This is a genomic window from Streptomyces sp. NPDC051555 (assembly GCF_044454405.1).
Taxonomy (GTDB): Bacteria; Actinomycetota; Actinomycetes; order Streptomycetales; family Streptomycetaceae; genus Streptomyces.
This window is the reverse complement of record NZ_JBITDP010000007.1, coordinates 246,089-261,913: the sequence shown is the minus strand read 5'-3', so window position 1 is coordinate 261,913 and position 15,825 is coordinate 246,089. Positions and strand designations below refer to the sequence as shown.

The following is a 15,825-nucleotide window of genomic DNA, read 5'->3' as shown; positions in this document are numbered from 1 at the left end:
GCGGCGCCGGGCGGCGTAACCTTGCTGGCGCCATGCCGTACGAAGCACCCACACACACCGTCGAACGCTCCCTCCGCGCAACCACCGGCGCCAAGGTCGTAGCCGGGGTCGACGAAGTCGGACGAGGCGCCTGGGCCGGGCCCGTCACCGTGTGCGCGGCCGTCACCGGTCTGCGTCGCCCGCCCGAAGGCCTCACCGACTCCAAACTGATCACCCCCAAGCGCCGCGACCGGCTCGCCGTCGTTCTGGAGGACTGGGTGACGGCGCACGCCCTCGGGCACGCCTCCCCGGAGGAGATCGACGAGCTCGGGATGACCGCCGCGCTGCGGCTCGCCGCGGTGCGCGCCCTGGAGGCGCTGCCGGTGCGGCCCGACGCGGTGATCCTCGACGGCAAGCACGACTACCTCGGCCCGCCCTGGCGGGTCCGGACGGTGATCAAGGGCGACCAGTCCTGCGTCGCCGTCGCCGCGGCCTCGGTCATCGCCAAGGTGTGGCGCGACCGGATGATGGCCGAACTCGGTCGACCGGGTGACGGCATCGAGGACTTCGCCTTCGGCTCCAACGCCGGATATCCCTCGCCCGTGCACCGGGCGGCGCTGGAGGAGCGGGGGCCGACCGCGTACCACCGGCTCTCGTGGTCCTACCTCGACGCGCTGCCGCAGTGGCGTCACCTCAAGAAGGTGCGGCGCAGCGAGGAATCGCTCGAACTGGAAAACGGAGGCCAGCTCGGCTTCGAATTCTGATCGCACTCATGTGCGGCCCACCGGTACCTTTCGCACCGGTGTTTGAAAAATGTCAACTCACGCCTCTCACCCACGAGGAGCCTCAGATTCACGAGAGTGCCCAGGGTCCCCGCGTCACGCCGGCCGCGAGCCGCACCGCGCAGACCCCCCGCCCCGTACCTGGTCCGCGTCCCGTCGCCGTACCTCGGCCCGGGCGTCCCGGTCCCTCCCCCGCAGTGGCAAGCCACGCGGGCGGTACCCCCAGGCCCGCTGCGCCCGCCCCGCGCGTGCCGCAGCAGGCGACCCCCGGAACCCCGTCCGTCACCCCGGCCGCGCCCGCGGCCCCCACCGCACCGTCGGTCTCCGCCGCGGTGCCGCAGATCCAGCTGATCCCGGCCTCGGCCGAGGGCGCGTTGGACGCGGCCGAAGAGGCCGTGGACCTGCTGCTCGACACCGGCCGTGCGCCGGGCGACATCCTGGTGCTCACCAGCGGCGACCCGCACCCGTGGGCAGCGCACGAGCTGTCCTTCGGCGAGAGCGCGTACTGGGCCCAGCAGGGCCACCAGGACGACGTCTTCTACGCGGACGCGGCGCAGGTGCAGCGCGCCGACACCCGCCCCGTCGTGGTCTTCGCCGTCAACGGCGGACCGGTCGACGCGATCGTGGCGGCCCTGCCGGCCGCGCTCGCGCGTGCCGGTGCGCTGCTGGTCGTGTGCGGCGACGCGGAGCTGACCAACTCGGTTCTGGGCGCGGGCGTCTGACGTCCCGCACCCACCGTGGGCGAACAGCGGGGCGGGCCGTCGGTCGGCCCCGCTGGACCCCGCGGCGCGAGGGCCCACGAGCCCTCGCGCCGCGGGGCCCACGGCCGTTCCGAGCTGCTCAGTGCCGTGCCCTGCCGCGTCGCGCCTCGGTGTTTCAGCGGGCCGCGGTACGGCGCAGGACCTCGGCCGCGCCCCCACCGGAGCGCAGGGGCAGCGGAGTCGGATCCGGCACGATCTCGCCGATGCGCAGCGGCCGGGAGTCCGCACTGGGCCGCCGACCGCCCCGACCTTCACCGAGGACCTGCCAGCCGCCCTGGGTGAGGGTGATGTACGCGCCGCAGCGCAGCCCGTGCAGGGTGCAGGCGTCCCGCAACCCCCACATCCAGGCCCCGTCCTCTTCGGTCCACCGTTCGTCGCCGTCGCGACAGTAGAGCAGCACCGCCGTGCGCACCGGAGTCCGTCTGCGCAGGTCGTGCGGTAGTACCCGGCGCAGCCGCGCCAACAGCGCGTTGCGGTATTCCCAGCCGTCCGCCGAGCCGGCGCGCTGGACGAACGAGGCGCTGGCCACCAATCGTTCCTCGGGTCCGAGTACGGCGATCACCGCGGTCGAGGGCACGGGGCTGTGCCGGGAGTGCAGTCCGCTGACGATCTCGCGCGGATTGCGCAGCAGGGGGATCCCGGCGGCGGTCCACTCATCGGCTTCCAACAGTCTGCTGTGGCGGCTGGCGCCGCCGGTTGCGATGGTCGACGAGGTGGTCGTGGGCGGGGCGAATCCGAAGGTCACGGTCCTCCCTTCGGGTACGCGCGCTGTCGATGGGCGCGGTTGGAGTGCGGGCGCGCCACAGGGCGGCCCTCAAGAGTGCCGACGGGCCGAGCGGGAACACGACAATTCTCGCGCGGCCCGTGAGCATGCGGCAACGAGCAATTGCCGCCGCGGACCGTAATTGGCTGGTATGCCGCTCATATCCTTGCCCCGCCACGCCGACGATGACGCATCCGGTCACGGCTGGACGGCCAGTACCAGCGGAAACACCTCCTTCGCGCCGGCCCGCCGGAGCAGTCGGGCCGCGACGGCGAGGGTCCATCCGCTCTCCGCGCGATCGTCCACGAGGAGTACCGGGCCGGGGGCCTCCTCGAGCTTCGCAGCGAGCGCCGGGGGGACGGTCAAGGCCTGGTGGAGTCCCCGCACGCGCTGGGCGCTGTTGGAGGAGGGCAGCCCGAACTCCGGTACCTGGTCGGTGTACTCGAGCGATCCGAGCAGGGGCATCCGCCCGACCTCGGCGATCCGCGCGGCCAGCGAACCGATCAGCAGGGGCTTGCTCCGCGAGGGCAGTGAGACCACGCCCACGGGCCGCGCGGGCGCGCCCGACGCCCCGGAAGCCCAGCCGCCCGGTCCCCGCGCCCAGTCGGCGAGCACGGCCACCACGGCCTGGGCGACATCGTCCGGAATCGGTTGGTCGGCCGTCTGCGGCGCCAGCATCGGGCGCAGCCGGTTGCCCCACCCGATGTCGGAGAGCCGGCCGAGGGCCCGGCCCGTCGAGGCCTGCTCGCCCGCGGGGATGCGCCCCTTGAGGTCCACCCCGACGGCCACCAGACCGGTCGGCCACATCTTGCGCGGGTCCAACTCCACGCCCGGGCGCCCCAGCTCGCCCCGCGCGGTGTCCAGCGCCTTCGAGGACACCTCCACGGTGAAGCGGGCGCCCGCACAGTTGTCGCAGCGGCCGCAGGGGGCGGCCCCCTCGTCGTCCAGCTGGCGCCGCAGGAACTCCATCCTGCAGCCGGTGGACGCCGCGTAGTCGCGCATCGCCTGCTGCTCGGCGGAGCGCTGGCGGGCCACCCACGCGTACCGCTCCGCGTCGTAGGTCCACGGCTCGCCCGTCGCGGTCCAGCCACCCTTCACCCGGTGCACCGCGCCGTCCACGTCGAGGACCTTGAGCATGCTCTCCAGCCGGGTCCGGCGCAGGTCGACCAGGGGCTCCAGGGCGGGCAGCGACAGCGGCCGCCCCGCCTGGGCCAGCACGTCCAAGGTGCGGCGGACCTGCTCCTCCGGCGGGAAGGCCACGGACGCGAAGTACTGCCAGATCGCCTCGTCCTCGCGGCCCGGGAGCAGCAGCACCTCGGCGTGCTCCACCCCGCGGCCGGCGCGACCGACCTGCTGGTAGTAGGCGATCGGCGACGAGGGCGATCCCAGGTGCACCACGAAGCCGAGGTCGGGCTTGTCGAAGCCCATCCCCAGGGCCGAGGTCGCCACCAGGGCCTTGACCCGGTTGGCCTGGAGGTCGTTCTCGGCCTGCTCGCGGTCCGCGTTCTCCGTCTTGCCCGTGTAGGAGGACACGGTGTGCCCCCGGTGCCGGAGGTACGCCGTCACCTCCTCGGCGGCGGCCACGGTCAGCGTGTAGATGATCCCGGAACCCGGCAGATCGCCCAGGTGGTCGGCGAGCCAGGCCAGCCGGTGCGCGGCGTCGGGCAGCTCCAGAACGGCCAGGCTCAGGCTCTCCCGGTCCAGCGGGCCGCGCAGCACCAGGGCGTCCGTGCCCGCCCCGGTGCCGAGTTGCTCGGCCACGTCAGCGGTCACCCGGGCGTTGGCCGTGGCCGTCGTCGCGAGCACCGGGACACCGGGCGGCAGGTCCGCGAGCATCGTGCGCAGGCGCCGGTAGTCGGGCCGGAAGTCGTGCCCCCAGTCCGAGATGCAGTGCGCCTCGTCCACCACCAGGAGCCCGGTGGCGGCGGACAGCTTGGGGAGGACCTGGTCGCGGAAGTCGGGGTTGTTGAGCCGCTCCGGACTCACCAACAGGACGTCCACCTCACCCGCGGCGACCTCGGCCTGGATCCCCTCCCACTCCTCGGGATTGGCGGAATTGATGGTGCGGGCGCGGATCCCGGCACGGGCGGCGGCTTCGACCTGGTTGCGCATCAGCGCCAGCAGCGGCGAGACGATCACGGTGGGTCCGGCCCCGCTCGCCCGCAACAGCGAGGTCGCGACGAAGTACACGGCGGACTTGCCCCAGCCCGTGCGCTGGACCACCAGTGCCCGGCGCTTGTGCGCGACCAGGGCTTCGATGGCCCGCCACTGGTCCTCGCGCAGCCGAGCGGTGCCCGTCGGATCGCCGACGAGGCGGGCGAGTACGGAATCGGCGGAAGACCTCAGGTCAGGGTTCATGCCCCCATGCAACCCGATGCCTGTGACATCGCGCCAATGACGCTCCTGGGCCTGTGGATAAAGTTATCCACAGGGGTTTCCCGATCCGGCCGTGCACGGGACCTTCGAGCCATGACGAAGAACCAGGAACCACGCGACCCGTCCGGTAGCGAGCCCCGCAAGGCGGCGGCCCGCAAGCCATCCATCAACCACGCGGTGCTCCCCGCCGGGTCGGCCGGCCCGGCGGCGGCCACCGAATCGCAGATCACCCTGCGCAGTCCCGCCGAGCTGGCGGACGCGCTGCCCTACCTGCTCGGCTTCCACCCGACCGACTCCCTCGTCATGGTCGCCCTGCACGGCGAGGGCGGCCGCTTCGGAGGCCGATTGAGGGTCGGCATCCCCGCCGACCCGGGGGAGTGGGAGGACACCGCCCGCCAGGTCGCCGACTGCCTGGTGCACGGCAGCGAGCGCCGCGGTGCGAAGCCCGACAGCATCGTGGTCTTCCTGTGCCAGGACCCGCGGGACGAGGAGAGCGGGCAGCGCGTCATGACGCGGCTGCGCCCGCTCGCCCAGCGCATCCGCATCGCCTGCGGGGCACTCGACGTGCCCGTGCTGGAGGCGCTGTGCGTGTCCGCCGGCCGGTACTGGTCCTACTGCTGCCCCGACGCGCGGTGCTGCCCGGCCGAGGGCACCTCCCTGACCGCGCCGGGCACCTCCGTCATGGCGGCGGCCGCGACCTACGCCGGACTCCGGGTGCGGGGTTCGCTCCAGGAGATCGAGGGCCGCCTGGCACCGCTGCGCGGGTCGTTCGCCGACGAGCAGGAGCGGGCCCTGGACCTGGCCGCCACGGCCCTCGTGCCGAAGATTCTCGACGGAGCCACCCGGGAGGAGGTGGGCGCGGACACCCTGGAACTGGCGCGGACGCTGATGCGGCGGCTCGCCCTCGCCCCGCCCGCCGACGGCGGGCCCTGCGCCGAGGACTGGGACGACGCGCTCCTCGGACACGGTGAGGCGGCCTCCCTCATCCTCGGCCTCCAGGACCGTGAGGTCAGGGACATCGCCGCGGAGTGGATGGAGGACGAGGAGGCGGCCCCCGCGCTGCGTCTGTGGCGCGCGCTCGCCCGCCGCTGCGTCGGCGCCTACCGCGAGCACGCGGCCGCCCCGCTGACTCTGGCGGGCTGGGTCTCGTGGTCGACCGGGGACGAGCCGACCGCCCGCATCGCGCTCGGGTTGGCGCTGCGCGCCGATGCCGACTACCGCTTCGCCCAACTGCTCCACCACGCCTGCAACGAAGGCATCGACCCGGAAGGGCTGCGGGAGTGCCTGCGCGCCGAACGGGGACGGCGCGAGCCGCGCCGCAAGCGGGCCACCGCCGTCACGCGGCCGCCCGGCCGGCCCCGGGCCGGCCGCCGGGCCCCGCGCAGCAGGGCGGGGAGCGAGCAGTGAACCGCCACCGTGGCGCGCGGCGGCGAGGAGCCCTGCACGGGGCGGTGCGCGAGGTGGTTCGCGCAGTGCCGTACACGGCGGTGGCGCGACGCGCGGCGCACCGCTGGATCAGCGCGGTGAGCGCCGGGCTGCGCCCCCGAAGAGGCGTCACACGGGGGCAGCCGCCCCCTCGGCCCGTGTCCCGGGCGGGGGTGAGGGCGTTCAGCTGTGGGGTGGCGGGGCCCTGGTCGCGCCGCCGCCCTGGGAAAACGACCGGAACGCAGACAAGGCGACGCATGGCCCACCCCGTTCCCCCCGCCCGACGGCCCGAGTTGCCGCCTGTGCACGGCGCCCTCATCTGCGTCGCCGCGCCCTGTCTCGTCATCTCGCCCGAGCACGGACAGTTGACCGGACACGGGATCGACGGGATCTACCGTTCCGGCCGCAGGCTGCTGTCCCGCTGCGTGCTGCGCATCGGCGGCCGCGAGCCGGTCGCCCTGCAGGGCCGCAGCCTCGGGGCGGACCGGGCCTCCTTCACCGCGACCGTCCGCATCGGGGCGGAGCCCGGACCGGACCCGGACATCGGGGTGGAGCGGATCCGACACGCCGACGGCACCGAGCGGATCACCCTGCGCAGCTACACCGCGCGCCGGGTGCGGTTGCCCGTGGAGATCTCGCTCGCCACGGACCTGGCCGAGTTGGCCGCGATCGCCGCCGGGCGGGGCGGGCCCGAGCTGCCCGCCGCGGTGCACGCCGGGGGCCTGCGCTGGAGCACCGGCCCGGCCCAGGCGGTCACCACGGCGGAGCCCGCCCCCGACGACGCGCTCGCCGCGACCGGCATGCTGCGCTGGCAGCTGGAGCTGGCCCCCGGAGAGTCGCGCACCATCGAACTGCGCACGTCCCAGGACCGCGGCGCGAGAGCTCCGGCCGGACAGGTCGCCAACCCCCTCGCCCCGGCCCGCGCCGAGTGCGACGACCCCCGCGTCGACCCCTGGTTGCGCACCGGCCTCGACGACCTGGGCGCACTGCTGCTCAGGGATCCCGAGGACCCCTCGGACGCCTACGCGGCGGCCGGTGTTCCCTGGCGGTGCGGGCTCGCTCCGGCCGAGTCGCTCTGGGCGGCCCGGATGGCGCTGCCCCTCGGCACGGGGCTCGCCGCCGCGACCCTGCGCGTCCTGGCCCGGACGCAGGAGACCGGGACGGGACCCGGAGTCGGGAAGATCCCCGGACCGCTGCGGGGCGCGGGCCCGCAACTGCCGCCCGGCTGCACCGGCACGGAGGCCACCTTGGCCTTTCCCGTCGTGCTGGCCGAGGCGCGGCGATGGGGGCTGTCGGAGCCCGAGGTGGAGCGGCTGCTGCCGACCGCGGAGCGGTGTCTGGGCTGGCTGCGCGGGGCGTTGTCCGGGGACGGGTTCCTCGCGGACCCCGACCCGGGGCCGCGGCGCTGCGAGATGCAGGCCCACGCCCATCGGGCCGCCCTGCTCGGCGCGGATCTGCTGGAGGGGTGCGGTCGGCCCGGCGCCGAGGAGTGGCGCGAGTGGGCCGCCGCCCTGCGGGTCCGGTTCGCGGACGCCTTCTGGCTCGATGGTCCGGACGGTGGGCGGCCCGCGGCCGCCCTGCATCCCGACGGGCGCCCGCTGCCCCGGCTGACCGGAGCCGCCGCGCACCTGCTGGACACGGGCCTCCTCGGCGGGGGACGGCTGGCCCCCGGCCTGCTGGACCGGATCCGGAGCGAGCAGGTGGCCCGGCTGCTGGGGGCGCCCCCCATGGACTCCGGCTGGGGGCTGCGCAGCATGGCGGTGCGGGAGCCGGGACACAACCCGTTCGGTCACCACTCGGGCGCCGTGCGGGCGCACGAGAGCGCCGTCGCGGTGGCCGGTCTGGCGGGCGCCGGGTTCGAGAAGGAGGCGGCAGGGCTGCTGCGGGGTCTGCTCGACGCCGCCGAGCGCTTCGGGTACCGGCTGCCCGAGATGTACGCCGCCGAGCAGCGCACGGCGGGCAGCGCCCCGCTGCCGCACCCGGCCGCCTGCCGCCCGGCCGCGGTGGCGGCGGCCGCCGCGATCCACGTACTGGCCGCCCTGGCCGGCATCCGCCCCGACGCACCGGCGGGCACCGTGGCGCTGGCTCCGATGCCGGGAGCTCCGCTGGGGGAGCTGCGGCTCTCCGGGCTCCGGGTCGCGGGGGAACCGTTCGCGGTCCGGGTCAGTCGGCTGGGCCTGGGAATGGTGGAGGAGGCCTCCGATGCGCTCCAGCTCGGCGTCTGAGCCGCCTCCATCGGGGCGGCCCGTCACGCAGAAGTGGGTTCCGGGATCACGAAAGCGATGTTTATCGTCAGGAAGACGACTATGATCGCGGCATGTCGCCCTACGACCCGTCGGCCTTCCCGCCCTTCGCCGTCACCGTCGACCTGGTCGTGCTCACCGTGCGCCGCCACGCGCTCTGCGCGCTGGTCGTCCGACGGGGTGAGCAGCCGTTCCAGGGCCGATGGGCGCTGCCCGGCGGTTTCGTCCGCGGGGACGAGGACCTGGCGACCGCGGCCGCCAGGGAACTCTCCGAGGAGACCGGACTGTGCGCCCAGGAGTCGGCCGCGAAGGGCGACGGGGTCCACGGCGCGCATCTGGAACAGCTCGCCACCTACGGCGACCCCCGGCGGGACCCGCGCATGCGGGTGGTCAGCGTGGCGCATCTGGTGCTGGCACCCGACCTGCCCGCGCCCCGGGCCGGAGGCGATGCCAACAGCGCGCGCTGGGCGCCCGTGGACGAGCTGCTCGCCGCCGCCGAGGAGGTGTCCGCGGGGCTCGCCTTCGACCACACGCGGATCCTGGCCGACGGCGTGGAGCGGGCCCGGTCGAAGATCGAGTACTCCTCGCTGGCCACGGCGTTCTGCCCGCCCGAGTTCACCGTCGGCGAGCTGCGCCGGGTGTACGAGGCGGTCTGGGGCGTGGCCCTGGACCCGCGCAACTTCCACCGCAAGGTCACCGGCACCCCCGGGTTCCTGGTCCCCGCCGGCGGGACGACGACCCGTCAGGGTGGCCGCCCCGCACAGTTGTTCAGGGCGGGCGGGGCCACTCTGCTCAACCCGCCGATGCTGCGCCCGGAAGTCTGACGGCCCGGTACCGCCCGGCCCGGCTTCGAGGCAAATCGGACATATCGCGTTATCTTGCTTGTGGTATTCACACTGCCCCACAGTGGTCTCACCCTGCGAGGGAAGCGATGCTCCAGGCCATCGGACTCACCAGTGCACCCCGTCGAGACCTTCCGCCCATGGTCGACGACCTCACCTTCGAGGCCCGCCCCGGGCAGGTGACCGCCCTGCTGGGCGCGACCGGTTCCGGCAAGACCACCGCGCTACGACTCATGCTCGAACTCGAACCCGGCCGCGGCGTCACCTACTTCCGCGGTCGCCCCCTGCACCGGATCGCACATCCGGGGCGCGAGGTCGGCGTCCTGCTCGGCGACGTGCCCGGGCATCCCGCGCGCACGGTTCGCGGGCAGCTGCGGATGCTCTGCGCCGCCGCCGGGGTCTCGCCCTCGCGGGCGGACATCATGCTCGACGTCGTCGGCATCTCGGGTCTGCGCGACCAGCGACTCGGCTCGCTCTCGCTCGGGATGGACCGCCGGGTCGGACTCGCCGCCGCCCTGCTGGCCGATCCGTGCACCCTGCTCCTCGACCAGCCCGCCGCGGGACTCTCGCCGCGCGAGCGGAACTGGCTGCACGGGCTCCTGCGCGGGCACGCCGCCCTCGGCGGGGCCGTGCTGTTCACCACGGACGACGCCAAGGAGGCCGCCCGCAGCGCCGACCGGGTGGTCAGCATCGAAGCGGGACGCCTGGTCGCCGACCAGGAGGCCGCAGACTTCGCCCGGACCCGGCTGCGCCCCAGGGTGGCCGTCCGGACCCCGCACGCGGCCCGCCTGGCCGACGTGTTGGGCCGGGAGGCCCGGGCGGCCCGGCGGACGGTGGAGATCGTCGAGGAGAGCGGCAGCCGCCTCTCGGTCTACGGGAGCAACTGCGCCGAGGTCGGTGAGGCCGCGTTCCGGCACGGCGTGCTCGTCCATCAGCTGGCCGACGAGACCGGCGACAGCGGACCCCCGGTGCCGCGCGCGCGCACCGCCGCCTCCCCGGATACCTTCCCGGACACCTCCGCGGGGTCGACGGACGGACCGGCGGGCGCCCCCGCGGCCCAGCGGCGCCGCTCCGGTGCCACGCGACCCCCCTCACCCGTTCGGCGCGTGGGCGGGCCCCTGCGGCCGCTGCGCTACGAGCTGCGCCGGGTCTTCGGCACCGCCACCCCGCTCCTGGCGGCGGCCCTCGTGGCGGTCACCTCCGTGGTCACCGCCCTGCTGCTCGCCCGGCTCGGCGCAACCCCGCAGAACCGGCTGCTCGCCGCATGGCCCGCGCTGCTGCCGCTGCCCCCGGCCGCCCTCGGCGCCGGACTGCTCGGCGCCCTGGCCTTTGGTGAGGAGTACCGCTACCCCGCGCTCGCCGCCGACCGCGGCACCGTGCCCCGCAGGCTGGGCCTGCTCGTCGCGAAGCTCGGTGTCTGCGGTGTGCTCGCCCTGCTCCTGGGCGCCCTCGCGGTCATCGTCGACGGGGCCGCCCTCGCGCTGGTCTTCGACCGGGGTCCGCTGCGGCCCCCCGCGCAGTGGATCGCCCCGGCTGCGGCGTGGGCCGGGCTGCTCGTCGGCTGCGCCTGGGCCGGCGTGCTCGCCTCCGCCGTGTTCCGCTCCGCGCTGGCGGGGCTGGGCGCGGTGGTCTCCGTACCGGTGCTCGTCGTACCGCTGGTGCGCAAGGCGCTCGACGGGCCGTCCGCCTACCCGGCGTCCGGCCTGGCGGGTCGGCTGCGCGGTCTGTCCTGGGCGCAGTGGCCGCCGGAGGCCGACCGGCTGGTGCTCGGCGCGCTGCGGGTGATGGCCCAACCCGTGGGAACCGCACTGGTGTTGTCGCTGTTCGTCCTGTTGTGCGCCTATGGGTTCACCGGACTGCGCGGCAAGGTCCGTTGGTGACCGGTGTGGGGCGAGGTGGCGACGTCGGGAGACCACCTGAGTCCGCTTCACTCGAACCGGATCGCAACTCCCCGTAAAAGGCCCGGTTCTTTACGATAAGTCGTCAATTGCGTAGGTGGCACCGATCACCCTTTCGTGTGCTTTTCACCAAAGACCTCAAGGGTCGCCGGGACACGGCCGACAAAGGATTCGTGAGTACCCTTGCGCACACCATGATGACCGCCGCCCGCCACGCCGACACCGGCCTCGCCGGCCCGGGCGAACTCGACCGTTACCCCTTCGCCGAGGCCTCCGGCACCGACCGTGTCGGCGTACCCCACTGGGACGGAGCCGACCTCGAGTTGAGTCGGGCGGGCCGTCGGTCGGCGGGCAGCCGCGGCCGCGGGCTGCACGGCCAACTCGTCCAGCAGCTCGGCCAGATGATCGTTTCCGGTGACCTCGGAGCGGATCGCCCGCTGGTGCCCGAGGAGATCGGCCAGCGTTTCGAGGTCTCCCGCACGGTCGTTCGCGAATCGCTGCGGGTCCTGGAGGCCAAGGGCCTCGTCAGCGCCCGCCCCAACGTCGGCACCCGGGTCCGCCCCGTCGCCGACTGGAACCTGCTCGACCCCGACATCATCGAGTGGCGTGCCTACGGTCCGCAGCGCGACGACCAGCGCCGCGAGCTGAACGAGATGCGCTGGACCATCGAGCCCCTCGCCGCCCGTCTCGCGGCCGGACACGGCCGCCCGGACGTCCAGCAGCGGCTCGCGGACATGGTCGAGATCATGGGCCACGCCCTCGGTCAGGGTGACGGGATCACCTTCGCCCGCGCCGACAACGAGTTCCACGCGCTGCTCATCCAGGTCGCGGGGAACCGCATGCTGGAGCACCTCGCGGGCATCGTCTCCTCCGCCCTCCAGGTGTCCGGCAACCCGATCACCGCCTGCGACCGGCCGAGCGAGACCTGCGTCGCGCACCACGCACGGATGGTGGAGGCGCTCGCCGCGGGTGACGCCACGGGCGCGGAGGCGGCCATGCGCCAGCTCCTGACGGTCCATCCGGAAGTCGAGCGCGTGGTCCCCGCGCCGCGCGAGCACTGACGCGCCGGACGGGCGGACAGGGGCGAGCGCGGGGTGTACGCAGGTCGCCGGGCCCGGTCGGGTCCGGCGACACCGGTGTCCGGGACGGCCGCGAACTCGGTTGTCCGCGACCGGATGGCCGGCGGAACCGGGTTACCCGTGACCGAACGACCGGCATGGGAACACGCGGGATGTGACTCGGGCCACGAAGATTGGGCGTAACGCTCTGCGAGGTCACGCGATGACCTAAGAGGTGATGGCCGACGGGAGGAACACAGCAGCCGTTCCCGGTGCTGTGCAGCTCCCCGGCTGTTCCTTGCGCCGCCGGCCGGTCCCCCGTCGGTGGTCGTCGGCTCCGGTTCAGGACCAGGCCGGGGTCGGAAGCCGTTCCCACTGTTCCGAGAGGTTGTTCGTGTCGGCCAGCACATCCCGTACGCTCCCGCCGGAGATCGCCGAGTCGGATTCCGTGATGGCGCTCATCGAGCGGGGCAAGGCCGAGGGGCAGATCGCCGGCGATGACGTGCGTCGAGCCTTCGAGGCTGACCAGATTCCGCCAACCCAGTGGAAGAATGTTCTGCGCAGCCTCAACCAGATCCTCGAGGAAGAGGGTGTGACGCTGATGGTCAGTGCCGCGGAGTCGCCCAAGCGCCCTCGGAAGAGCGTTCCTGCGAAGAGCCCCGCCAAGCGGACGGCCACGAAGACGGTCACGGCGGCGCAGGCGGGGGTCGCCCCCGTCGCCGGTACGGCCCCCGGGGCCGGGGCGGGCGACCTGGAGGGGCCGCAGGCGCTCGCGGAGGGAACCGGGTCCCAGGCTGGATCCGAGGTCGAGGCCGAGTCCCCCGCCCCCGCCAAGAAGGCCGCGGCGAAGAAGACCGTGGCCAAGAAGACGGCGGCCAAGAAGACCACCGCGAAGAAGACCGCGGCCAAGAAGACGGCGGCCAAGAAGGACGGCGACGACGCGGGCGAGGACGAGGCCGCCGAGGGCGCTCCCGGGGCGGCCAAGGGCGAGGAAGGCGAAGAGGAGGAGGGCGGCGAGAACAAGGGCTTCGTGCTCTCCGACGACGAGGACGACGCCCCCGCCCAGCAGGTCGCGGTCGCGGGAGCCACCGCGGACCCGGTCAAGGACTACCTCAAGCAGATCGGCAAGGTGCCCCTCCTCAACGCCGAGCAGGAGGTGGAGCTGGCCAAGCGGATCGAGGCGGGCCTCTTCGGCGAGGACAAGCTGGCGAACTCGGACAAGCTCGCCCCCAAGCTCAAGCGCGAGCTGGAGATCATCGCCGAGGACGGGCGCCGGGCCAAGAACCACCTGCTGGAGGCCAACCTCCGCCTCGTGGTCTCGCTGGCCAAGCGTTACACCGGCCGCGGCATGCTCTTCCTGGACCTGATCCAGGAGGGCAACCTGGGTCTGATCCGCGCGGTGGAGAAGTTCGACTACACCAAGGGCTACAAGTTCTCCACCTACGCCACGTGGTGGATCCGCCAGGCGATCACCCGCGCCATGGCCGACCAGGCCCGCACCATCCGCATCCCGGTGCACATGGTCGAAGTGATCAACAAGCTCGCCCGCGTGCAGCGCCAGATGCTCCAGGACCTGGGCCGCGAGCCCACCCCGGAGGAGCTGGCCAAGGAACTCGACATGACCCCCGAGAAGGTCATCGAGGTCCAGAAATACGGCCGCGAGCCGATCTCCCTGCACACCCCGCTCGGCGAGGACGGCGACAGCGAGTTCGGTGACCTCATCGAGGACTCCGAGGCGGTCGTCCCGGCCGACGCGGTCTCCTTCACGCTCCTGCAGGAACAGCTGCACTCGGTGCTCGACACCCTGAGCGAGCGCGAGGCGGGCGTGGTGTCGATGCGCTTCGGCCTCACCGACGGTCAGCCGAAGACCCTCGACGAGATCGGCAAGGTGTACGGCGTCACGCGCGAGCGGATCCGCCAGATCGAGTCGAAGACGATGTCGAAGCTCCGCCACCCGTCGCGCTCGCAGGTTCTGCGCGACTACCTCGACTAGTACGGACTAGCACGGCCTGGTCCTACCAGTGGGTATGGGGTCGTACCGGTGGCCGTGCGCGGGTGCGCGCGGCCACCGGTCATTCCACTCTGGGTGCAGTCATGTCCACACAGAGTCAGGAGGCCCTATGCGTCGTCCCTTTGCCCGAGCCATGGCAGGTGCGCTGACCCTCGTGGCGGGAGCGGGTGTGGCCCCGCTGGCCCAGGCGCCCCGAGCCCTCGCCGACGGCGTGGTGATCGGCGGGCAGCCCGCGAAGGTGGCCGACAGTCCCTGGGTGGTGGCCCTGGCCAGCCGTGACCGGTTCGGGCGTACGAGGGCCGGACAGTTCTGCGGGGGCGTGGTCGTCGGCCCGACCAAGGTGCTCACCGCGGCGCACTGCCTGGGCGAGAACGTGCTGGGCGGACCGGTGCAGTCGGTGTCCGACTTCGTGGTGATCACCGGCCGGACCGAGCTGAACGCGGGCGACGGCCGTGAGATCGCGGTCAGCGGCGCCCGGGTGAACCCGGCCTACGACCCGGTCACCAACGCCGGGGACATCGCCGTACTGGAGCTGCGCGAGGCAGTCCCCGCCGGGTACGTCCTTCCGATGGCCGCCGGCGGGCATCCGGGCTACGCCCCCGGTGCGGACGCGACCGTATACGGCTGGGGGGACACGAGCGGCTTCGGTGACTACGCGTACGCCCTGCAGGCCGCCCGGGTGAAGGTGCTGGCGGACGAGGACTGCGTCCGCGCCTACCCCGGCGACGCGGACGGCCGGTACCAGGCGACCACGATGGTCTGCGCAGGGGCCCGGGAAGGCGGCAGGGATGCCTGTCAGGGGGACAGCGGGGGGCCTCTGGTGGCCCAGGGCAGGCTCATCGGGCTGGTGTCCTGGGGGCGCGGCTGCGGGCGCGCAGACAGCCCTGGGGTGTACACGCGGATCGCCCCGCTGATCGACTTCGTCGGCGGGGCGGGGCGGCGGGGCTGAGGAAGGCCGCCTTCGGGCGTGCCGGGACATGAGGACGGGCGACCCCCCTGGGTCTCAGGGGTGCCGCCCGTCGACCGGCATGCGCCGGTCCTGGCTCGTCGGGATGCGAGGTATAGGCCTGTGTCAGCGGTCCTCGGGGTCGGCCACAGTGGCCGGAGCGGTCGTAAGCCGCTCAGTCTCATCCTGTATTTCCGCGGCGATCTTCTTGAGTTCCGGCTCGAACTTACGCCCGTGGTGGGCGCAGAAGAGCAGTTCACCGCCGCTCAGCAGGACGACGCGCAGGTATGCCTGGGCGCCGCAACGGTCGCATCGATCAGCGGCCGTCAGCGGGGTCGCGGGTGTCAGAACAGTAGTCACGTCGCCTCTTCTCTAGCTCGACGAGCTGTCGTACCAGGGTCAACATCCAACCAGGCCGAAAACGTTCCCGCTCGCGGCTTTTCCTCGAAACTTCCTTCCGAAGCTGGCCGGCTGTTGCCGGTTGGCGGCGAAGGAGCCGTATTGCATTGCTTTACGGTTTCGCGTTGTCTGTCGTTGCTTCTTGCAGGTTCAGCCCTCTCCGGCGAAGGCCGGTTGTTGATGAGGACGTGCCCGAACCCTAAATGGTTCATGCCTGGAAGGGAACGTGATGTTTGCTTCACTCCAACGAGCGATCGAACATCCGTGCGGGCCTGCACTAGGCTGAAGGATCACGAGGGTGGCGTTACATAGGCTCTACCAGGCCTCGATACCCTCTGACCG

The 15,825-nt window shown here is 73.2% G+C and carries 12 protein-coding genes; 9 read left to right on the top strand and 3 right to left on the bottom strand.

What is annotated here, in order from left to right:
• Positions 1-32: 32 nt before the first annotated feature.
• Both ACIBEA_RS17675 and ACIBEA_RS17670 read left to right on the top strand, forming a co-directional pair.
• On the top strand, positions 33-743 hold the full coding sequence (locus ACIBEA_RS17675; RefSeq protein WP_399261801.1) for a ribonuclease HII: 711 nt from the start codon (positions 33-35) through the stop codon (positions 741-743).
• An 8-nt stretch (positions 744-751) separates the two neighbouring features.
• Positions 752-1,483, top strand: coding sequence for a hypothetical protein (locus ACIBEA_RS17670; RefSeq protein WP_399261799.1), 732 nt, complete (start codon positions 752-754; stop codon positions 1,481-1,483).
• A 154-nt stretch (positions 1,484-1,637) separates the two neighbouring features.
• Here ACIBEA_RS17670 and ACIBEA_RS17665 read toward each other — a convergent pair whose 3' ends face one another.
• The gene (locus ACIBEA_RS17665) at positions 1,638-2,267 is read right to left on the bottom strand and encodes a hypothetical protein (RefSeq protein WP_399261797.1); all 630 of its coding nucleotides are present in this window, start codon (positions 2,265-2,267) and stop codon (positions 1,638-1,640) included.
• Positions 2,268-2,483: 216 nt separating this feature from the next.
• Positions 2,484-4,643 (bottom strand): RecQ family ATP-dependent DNA helicase, encoded by a 2,160-nt coding sequence (locus ACIBEA_RS17660; protein WP_399261795.1) that lies wholly within the window; start codon positions 4,641-4,643, stop codon positions 2,484-2,486.
• Positions 4,644-4,754: 111 nt separating this feature from the next.
• On the opposite strand from ACIBEA_RS17660, the gene ACIBEA_RS17655 reads away from it, so the two are divergent.
• The 7 genes from ACIBEA_RS17655 (at position 4,755) to ACIBEA_RS17625 (ending at position 15,087) form a co-directional block, all read left to right on the top strand.
• Positions 4,755-6,068, top strand: a complete 1,314-nt coding sequence (locus ACIBEA_RS17655) for a DUF4192 domain-containing protein (RefSeq protein ID WP_399261793.1) — start codon at positions 4,755-4,757, stop codon at positions 6,066-6,068.
• 275 nt (positions 6,069-6,343) lie between these two features.
• A complete protein-coding gene (locus ACIBEA_RS17650) occupies positions 6,344-8,311 on the top strand; it encodes a glycogen debranching N-terminal domain-containing protein (protein ID WP_399261791.1) in 1,968 nt (655 codons plus the stop codon).
• Between the two features lie 92 nt (positions 8,312-8,403).
• Positions 8,404-9,153, top strand: coding sequence for an NUDIX domain-containing protein (locus ACIBEA_RS17645; RefSeq protein WP_399261789.1), 750 nt, complete (start codon positions 8,404-8,406; stop codon positions 9,151-9,153).
• Positions 9,154-9,260: 107 nt separating this feature from the next.
• Positions 9,261-11,051 (top strand): ATP-binding cassette domain-containing protein, encoded by a 1,791-nt coding sequence (locus ACIBEA_RS17640; protein ID WP_399261787.1) that lies wholly within the window; start codon positions 9,261-9,263, stop codon positions 11,049-11,051.
• 137 nt (positions 11,052-11,188) lie between these two features.
• Entirely contained in the window at positions 11,189-12,130 is a 942-nt protein-coding gene (locus tag ACIBEA_RS17635; protein ID WP_399261785.1) for a FadR/GntR family transcriptional regulator, read from the top strand.
• A gap of 391 nt (positions 12,131-12,521) precedes the next feature.
• A complete protein-coding gene (locus ACIBEA_RS17630) occupies positions 12,522-14,120 on the top strand; it encodes an RNA polymerase sigma factor (RefSeq protein ID WP_399261783.1) in 1,599 nt (532 codons plus the stop codon).
• 127 nt (positions 14,121-14,247) lie between these two features.
• A complete protein-coding gene (locus ACIBEA_RS17625) occupies positions 14,248-15,087 on the top strand; it encodes a S1 family serine peptidase (protein ID WP_399261781.1) in 840 nt (279 codons plus the stop codon).
• Between the two features lie 123 nt (positions 15,088-15,210).
• On the opposite strand, the gene ACIBEA_RS17620 is transcribed toward ACIBEA_RS17625, so the two are convergent.
• Positions 15,211-15,444 (bottom strand): hypothetical protein, encoded by a 234-nt coding sequence (locus tag ACIBEA_RS17620; RefSeq protein ID WP_385778219.1) that lies wholly within the window; start codon positions 15,442-15,444, stop codon positions 15,211-15,213.
• Between the last annotated feature and the right edge of the window lie 381 nt (positions 15,445-15,825).